4 protein-coding genes, 1 pseudogene and 1 riboswitch are annotated in these 6,058 nt (G+C 75.0%); of the genes and pseudogenes, 2 read left to right on the top strand and 3 right to left on the bottom strand.

What is annotated here, in order from left to right:
* Positions 1–126, bottom strand: a riboswitch (cobalamin riboswitch).
* A gap of 46 nt (positions 127–172) precedes the next feature.
* Positions 173–1,747: a gluconokinase gene (locus tag IEY73_RS29955; protein WP_189082706.1), complete on the bottom strand. Its 1,575-nt coding sequence runs from the start codon at positions 1,745–1,747 to the stop codon at positions 173–175.
* Between the two features lie 1,087 nt (positions 1,748–2,834).
* Here IEY73_RS29955 and IEY73_RS34460 point away from each other — a divergent pair.
* A pseudogene (locus IEY73_RS34460) lies at positions 2,835–2,915 on the top strand (hypothetical protein); the annotation flags it as partial.
* Positions 2,916–3,187: 272 nt separating this feature from the next.
* Here IEY73_RS34460 and IEY73_RS29960 read toward each other — a convergent pair.
* Both IEY73_RS29960 and IEY73_RS29965 read right to left on the bottom strand, forming a co-directional pair.
* Entirely contained in the window at positions 3,188–4,660 is a 1,473-nt protein-coding gene (locus IEY73_RS29960) for a glutamate-cysteine ligase family protein (RefSeq protein WP_189082707.1), read from the bottom strand.
* 169 nt (positions 4,661–4,829) lie between these two features.
* The gene (locus IEY73_RS29965) at positions 4,830–5,369 is read right to left on the bottom strand and encodes a hypothetical protein (RefSeq protein WP_189082708.1); all 540 of its coding nucleotides are present in this window, start codon (positions 5,367–5,369) and stop codon (positions 4,830–4,832) included.
* Between the two features lie 261 nt (positions 5,370–5,630).
* Between IEY73_RS29965 and IEY73_RS29970 the strand changes: the two genes are divergently transcribed.
* Positions 5,631–6,058 (top strand): hypothetical protein (locus IEY73_RS29970; RefSeq protein ID WP_268240501.1); only part of this gene is annotated, 428 nt, incomplete at its 3' end.

Here is a 6,058-nt window from a genome sequence, read left to right on the forward strand (position 1 = left end):
AGTCTCCTGACTCCCGGATCGACGCTGCCCTCCGCCTTCCGGCCGGCGTGTGCCGGCCGTGGCGTCGTGGAAGGCTCGCTCCCCGGTCACAGTGGCGGGACCGTCCCGGACTCGCACCGGGTTCCTCCGCGACCGCTCGCCCGTCACTCTAGGCCCCGCACCGGTGCCGCCGTCAATGAGAGCCGTGCGTCACCGCTTCCTCGGTGTCCGGCAGCGGCTCGGGTGCCAGCTCGTCCAGTTCGGCCACCACGTCGGACACCGCCAGCGCGGAGCGTTCCACCAGCGGGCGCAGCCGGCGGTACATCCGCGCCTGCTGCGGATCCGGCCGGACCGGTTCGTCGATCGCGACCAGGGCCGCGGCGGTGTCCAGGTCGGGCAGCTCACCCAGCGCGTGCAGACTCAGCAGGCAGGCGCCCAGCGCGGTGCCCTCCGGGGTGTCGGCCACCGCCACCGGCAGGTCGAGCGCCGACGCCAGGGTGCGCACCCACAGCGCGGACGCCGCCGCGCCGCCGGTCGCCCGCACCTCGGTCACCTCACGGCCGGCCGTGGTGAACGAGTCACGCACCAGCGCGAGCTGCTGGCACACACCCTCCACCGCGGCGCGGACCAGGTGCGGCCGGCCGTGCTCACGGCGCAGTCCCAGGTACGCGCCGCGCAGCCCGGAACGCCACCAGGGCGCCCGTTCGCCCAGCAGGTACGGCAGGCACAGCAGCCCGTCGCTGCCGGCCGGCGCGCCGGCCGCCTCCTCCAGCAGGGCGGCGTCGCGCTCGTCGGCGTCCTCGCCCTCGGCCGCCGGGCGGGCGAACCCGCCGGCGAAGCTCTGCCCGGCCCACCGCACCACCGAGCCGGCGTTGTTGACCGCGCCGCCGATCACCCACCGGTCCTCGGTGAGGGCATAGCAGAACAACCGGCCCGACTGGTCGGCCACCGGGGCGTCCACCACCGTGCGCAGCGCGCCGCTGGTGCCCAGCGACACGGCGGCCACCCCGGCCGGGGTGGCGCCGACGCCGAGGTTGGCCAGCGGCCCGTCGGCGGCCCCGATGATCAGCGGGGTGTCCGGCGGCAGCCCGGCGGCGCTCGCGGCGTCCGGGTGCAGGCGCAGCCGCTGCGTCGTGGGCACCACCTCGGCCAGTTGCTCCCGGCGCACGCCGGTGATCTCCAGCGCCTCGTCGTCCCACCGCCGGGCGTGAATGTCGTACATGCCGGTGCCGGAGGCCACCGACAGGTCGAGCCGGAACGGCGCGTCCGCCAGCGCGCCCAGCACCAGCTCCTTCACCCCGCCCCAGCGGGGAGTCTCGCGCAGCAGGTCCGCGTCGTTCTCCCGCCACCAGGCGAGCTTGCTCAGCGGCGCCATCGGATGCACCGGGGTGCCGGTGCGCTCCTGCAGCCGTTTGGCGTCGGTCGCCGCGGCGATCGCCCGGCTCTGCCGCCCGGCGCGGGCGTCCGCCCAGGTGACCAGCGGGCCCCGGGGGCGGCCGTCGCGGTCCATCGGCACCACCGCGTGCAGGAAGCTGCTCAGCCCCACCGCGATCACCCGGTCGCCACGCTCGCGGCACTGCTTGGCCACGTCGGCGAGCGCCTCGACCGCCGCCGAGCGCAGCCGGTCCGGGTCCAGCTCCGCGCGTCCGGGCGCGGGCACCGACAGCGGGTAGTGCACGCTGGCGGTGGCGCGCAGGTCGCCGTCTGGCCCCGCCGCGACCCCCTTCGTCGCGGTGGTCCCGGTGTCGATCCCGATGACGACGTCCATGCGCGTGCCTCCTTCGCCGGCGCGGCGAGCCGCCGCTGTCCCCGCCAGCGGACATGCCCGGACCCCGCCGGGATCATTCCGCCCGGCCCGCGTCGCGTACGGCGTCCGTGGCGACCGAGTCCCATGTCATGATGCCCGCGTGCGGGTGCTGATCGTGACCTCCGGCTCGATGGGCGACGTGGCGCCGTACACGGGTCTCGGCGTGCGCCTGCGCGACGCGGGCCACGAGGTCACGGTGGCCTCGCACGCGCCCTTCGCCGGCGAGTTCACCCGGGCCGGGCTGGCCTTCGCCGCCCTGCCCGGCGACCTGCGCGCGATCCTCCCGCAGGCCCGCGGTCAGGACGGCCGCGGCTCGGGCACCGGACCCCGCGCGCTGGCCCGGCTGCTGCGCATCGCCCGGCCGCTGGTCGACGGGCTGGGCGACGGCATCGCCGCCGCCGCGCGGGCCGCCCGGCCGCAGGCGATGCTGCTGTCCACCGTTGTCGCGCCGCTGGGCTACCAGGTCGCCGAGGCGGCCGGGGTGCCGTGGGCCGGCGCGTTCCTGCAGCCGGTGGATCCCACCGGCGACTTCGGCTCGGTGCTGCTCGGCGGCCGGTCGCTGGGCCGGCGCGGGAATCGTGCGGTCACCGCCGCCGCGCTGGCCGCCGGCCGGGGCGTCTACGCCGGGCCGGTCCGCGCGCTGCGCCGGCGGCTGGGGCTGCCCCGGGAACCGATCGGCGCGCTGCGCGAGCGCCAGGACGGCGGCCGGTACCCCACGTTTCACGGCTTCAGCACCGCCGTGGTGCCCCGGCCGTCCGACTGGCGGCGGCAACTGGAGATCGTCGGCTACTGGTGGCCCGCGCCCGAGAAGGACTGGCGCCCGCCGCAGGCGCTGACCGACTTCCTGGCCGCCGGGCCGCCGCCGGTGTTCCTCGGGTTCGGCAGCATGGGGCCGGGACAGGGGGAGCGGCTGTCCGGGACGGTGCGTCGGGCGGTGCGCGCAGCCGGTGTCCGCGCGGTGGTGCAGGCGGGCTGGGCCGGGCTGGAGGTGACCTCCGCCGACGTGCTCACCATCGGCGCGGCGCCGCACGAGTGGCTGTTCCCGCGGATGGCCGCCGTGGTGCACCACGCCGGGGCGGGCACCGCCGCCGCGGGTCTGCGCGCCGGGGTGCCCGCGGTGCCGGTGCCGGTGCTGGCGGATCAGCCGTTCTGGGCGCGCCGGCTGCACCGGCTGGGCGCGCCGGCTGCACCGGCTGGGCGCGGCGAGCGCGCCGGTGCCGCTGTCGCGCCTGACCGCGGACCGCCTGGCGGCGGCGCTGCGCACGGCGACCACCGACGCGAGCCTGGCCGCCGGAGCGCGGGCGCTGTCGACGCGGCTGCGCGCCGAGGACGGCGCCGCCCGGGTGCTGTCCTGGCTGGACGGGCTCGGCTAGATCCGGCCCCGTCGGCCGGTCAGCCCGGTCAGCCGGTCCACTCGTGCACCGGCACGTTGGCGTGCATCTGTGGCACGTACCGGCGCAGCATCTCATGCAGCGCCTCCCGCCGGTCCCGGCCCTCGGATTCCAGCGCGTGCAGCGTGTCCACCTGCCACTGGGCGCCGTTGCGGTGGGTCAGGCAGCGCTGTTCGATGACGCCCAGCAGCCGGTCCCGCTCGGCGGCCGAGACGCCCCAGCGGTCCAGCCCCTCGGCGGCCAGCGGCAGCAGCCTGCGCAGCACCAGCTCGGTCACCGGCAGATAGCCCAGGCCGGGCCAGAACACCGTCGCGTCGATGCCGTGCCGGGCGCCGGCGTGGAAGTTCTCCTCGGCCGCGCTGAACGACATCTGCGTCCACACCGGACGCTCCGCGTCGGCCAGCGCCCGGATGAGTCCATAGTAGAAGCCGGCGTTCGCCATGGTGTCCACCACGGTCGGGCCGGCGGGCAGCACGCGGTTCTCCACACGCAGATGCGGGCGCCCCTTCACCACCGCATAGATCGGCCGGTTCCATCGGTAGACGGTGCCGTTGTGCAGCCGCAGCTCGCCGAGCTCGGGGGTGTCGCCCCGCTCCAGCACCTCCGCCGGGTCCTCGTCGTCGCAGATCGGCAGCAGCGCCGGGAAATAGCGGACGTTCTCTTCGAACAGGTCGAACACGCTGGTGATCCAACGCTCCCCGAACCACACCCGCGGCCGCACGCCCTGCGCCCGGATCTCCTCCGACCGGGTATCGGTGGCCTGCTCGAACAGCGGGATCCGGGTCTCGCGCCACAGCTCCCGGCCGAACAGCAGCGGAGCGTTCGCGCCCAGCGCCACCTGCACCCCGGCGATCACCTGGGCGGCGTTCCAGTACGCGGCGAACTGCCCCGGGCTGACCTGCAGGTGGAACTGGGTGCTGGTGCAGGCGGACTCGGGCGCGATGGTGTCCGTGGTGACCGCGAGCCGGTCCACGCCGTCGATGCGGATGTCCAGGTCCTCACCGCGCGCCGCGAAGATCTGCTCGTTGAGCAGCGCGTAGCGCGGGTTGGCCGACAGCGCCTCGGCGGTCATGTGCTCGCGCCGCAGCGTCGGCAGGATGCCGATCATCACCATCTGCGCGCCGACCGTACGCGCGTGCTCGTCGGCGTTGTTCAGGCTCGCCCGCAGCGTCCGTTCCAGGTCGGCGTTCTCGCTGCCCGCCAGCCGCCGCGGCGGTACGTTGATCTCGACGTTGAACTGGCCCAGTTCGGTCTGGAAATCCGGATCTGCGATCGCCTTGAGCACCTCGGCGTTGCGCATCGCCGGGTCCGCGTTCGCGTCGATGAGGTTGAGCTCGATCTCCATGCCGGTCAGCGGGCGCTCGAACTCGAACCGGGACTCGCGCAGCATCGCGGCGAACACGTCGAGGCCGCGCCGGATCTTCTGCCGGTACCGGGCTCGGTCCTCGCGGCTGAACTCGCGCCGATCGACCTCCTCGCCCACGGCGCACCACCCCTCCTGCCGCACCCGCCGTCACACCTTGCCGGGTTTTCTCTTCCCCGGCCGGGCGCCCGGCAATCCCGTGCGGCCGCAGCGAGACGGCGTCCCGCGGCGGGTCCAGGCGCGGCGGGCCCAGGCACGGCGGGCCAGGCGCGGCCAGCCCGGTGCGAGTCTAGGTGAGCCAGGCCGCCGCCACCGCCGCCAGCACCACCAGGCCGACCACCGCTTGCAGCATCAGCGCCGGGCCCAGATGCGACCACATCGTCGGCACGCGCGGGGTGAGCGGTTGCAGCGTGGTCAGGTTGATCACCTGGACCAGCCGGACCGGCAGCTTCTCGTCACGCTGCGGCCGGGTGGTGATCTGGATCAGGTCGCCGCGGTAGAGTGCGGACTGCGGCAGATGGCCGTGCATCTCCACCTCGTACAGCCGCCCCAGGTCGTCGCGCATGCGCATCGGCGTGACCAGGAATTCGGGGCCCTTCTTGAGATCCTTGAAGGTCCGCCGTGCGCCGCGCCCGCCGGTACGCAGCAGCGCGAGCACCAGCGCGCCGAGGGCGTGCGTGACGGTGGCGGCCACGTACAGGGCCAGGACCAGAGGCCGGCGGATCGGCACCTCTCGGGTGTACGAGGCGCGGAATCCGAGGAATCGGCCGGTGATGACGGGCCCGGCGTGCCGGAGGATCTGCTCGCGGTACAGCTCGGTGTCGTCCATGGATACCTCCCGATGTTCTTCGATGATACGAAGAGTCACCTCTCAAGTGCAGTGAGTGAATTCGATGAGAGCGTGGGGCGAGGTTGGCGCACACCACCAGGGGCCGCCGCGCCGGGCTCCCGGCTTTCGGGACCGCTTTCGCCTGTCAATTGCCGGAAAACAGTACGAACCGGGGCAAGAAGCGGTGAACTAGGCATGACGCTTGTGACGACGTGGCGTCGCCGTGCCCGGCGACGTGCGGTGACCGAGGGATGAGAAACGATGGCATCACCAACGTTCATCGATCCGGGCAGCGTGCTGGCGCGCACCGCGCGGGAGATGCTGGCGGCGCACGGCGGCGGAACCGGACCCCGCGACGGCACGGCCCCCTGCCCGGTCTGCGGCGAGCCGCTGCCCTGCGCGTCCGGCCGCGCCGCCGCTGAGGTGCTGTTCGCGGCCGGCCTGGCCGAGGAATCCGGTCTGATCAGCGCGGCCCGGCCGACGCGGGCGCCGGAATCGCCCCTGGGAGTGCCCGCGTCATCCGCGCCGGCGCCGACGGGCGTGCCGGCCTCGTCGCCAGGTGCGCCGTCCCCGTCCCCGGCGCCGGCGCCGGCCGCGGGCTCGCCCGCGTCCCCGTCCGCCTCCGGATCCCCGTCCGCCTCCGCCGGGGCCGACGGCGCCCTCGTTGCCGACGGCGGCGCACCCGCCGG

The organism is Mangrovihabitans endophyticus (assembly GCF_014646155.1).
GTDB lineage: Bacteria > Actinomycetota > Actinomycetes > Mycobacteriales > Micromonosporaceae > Actinoplanes > Actinoplanes endophyticus.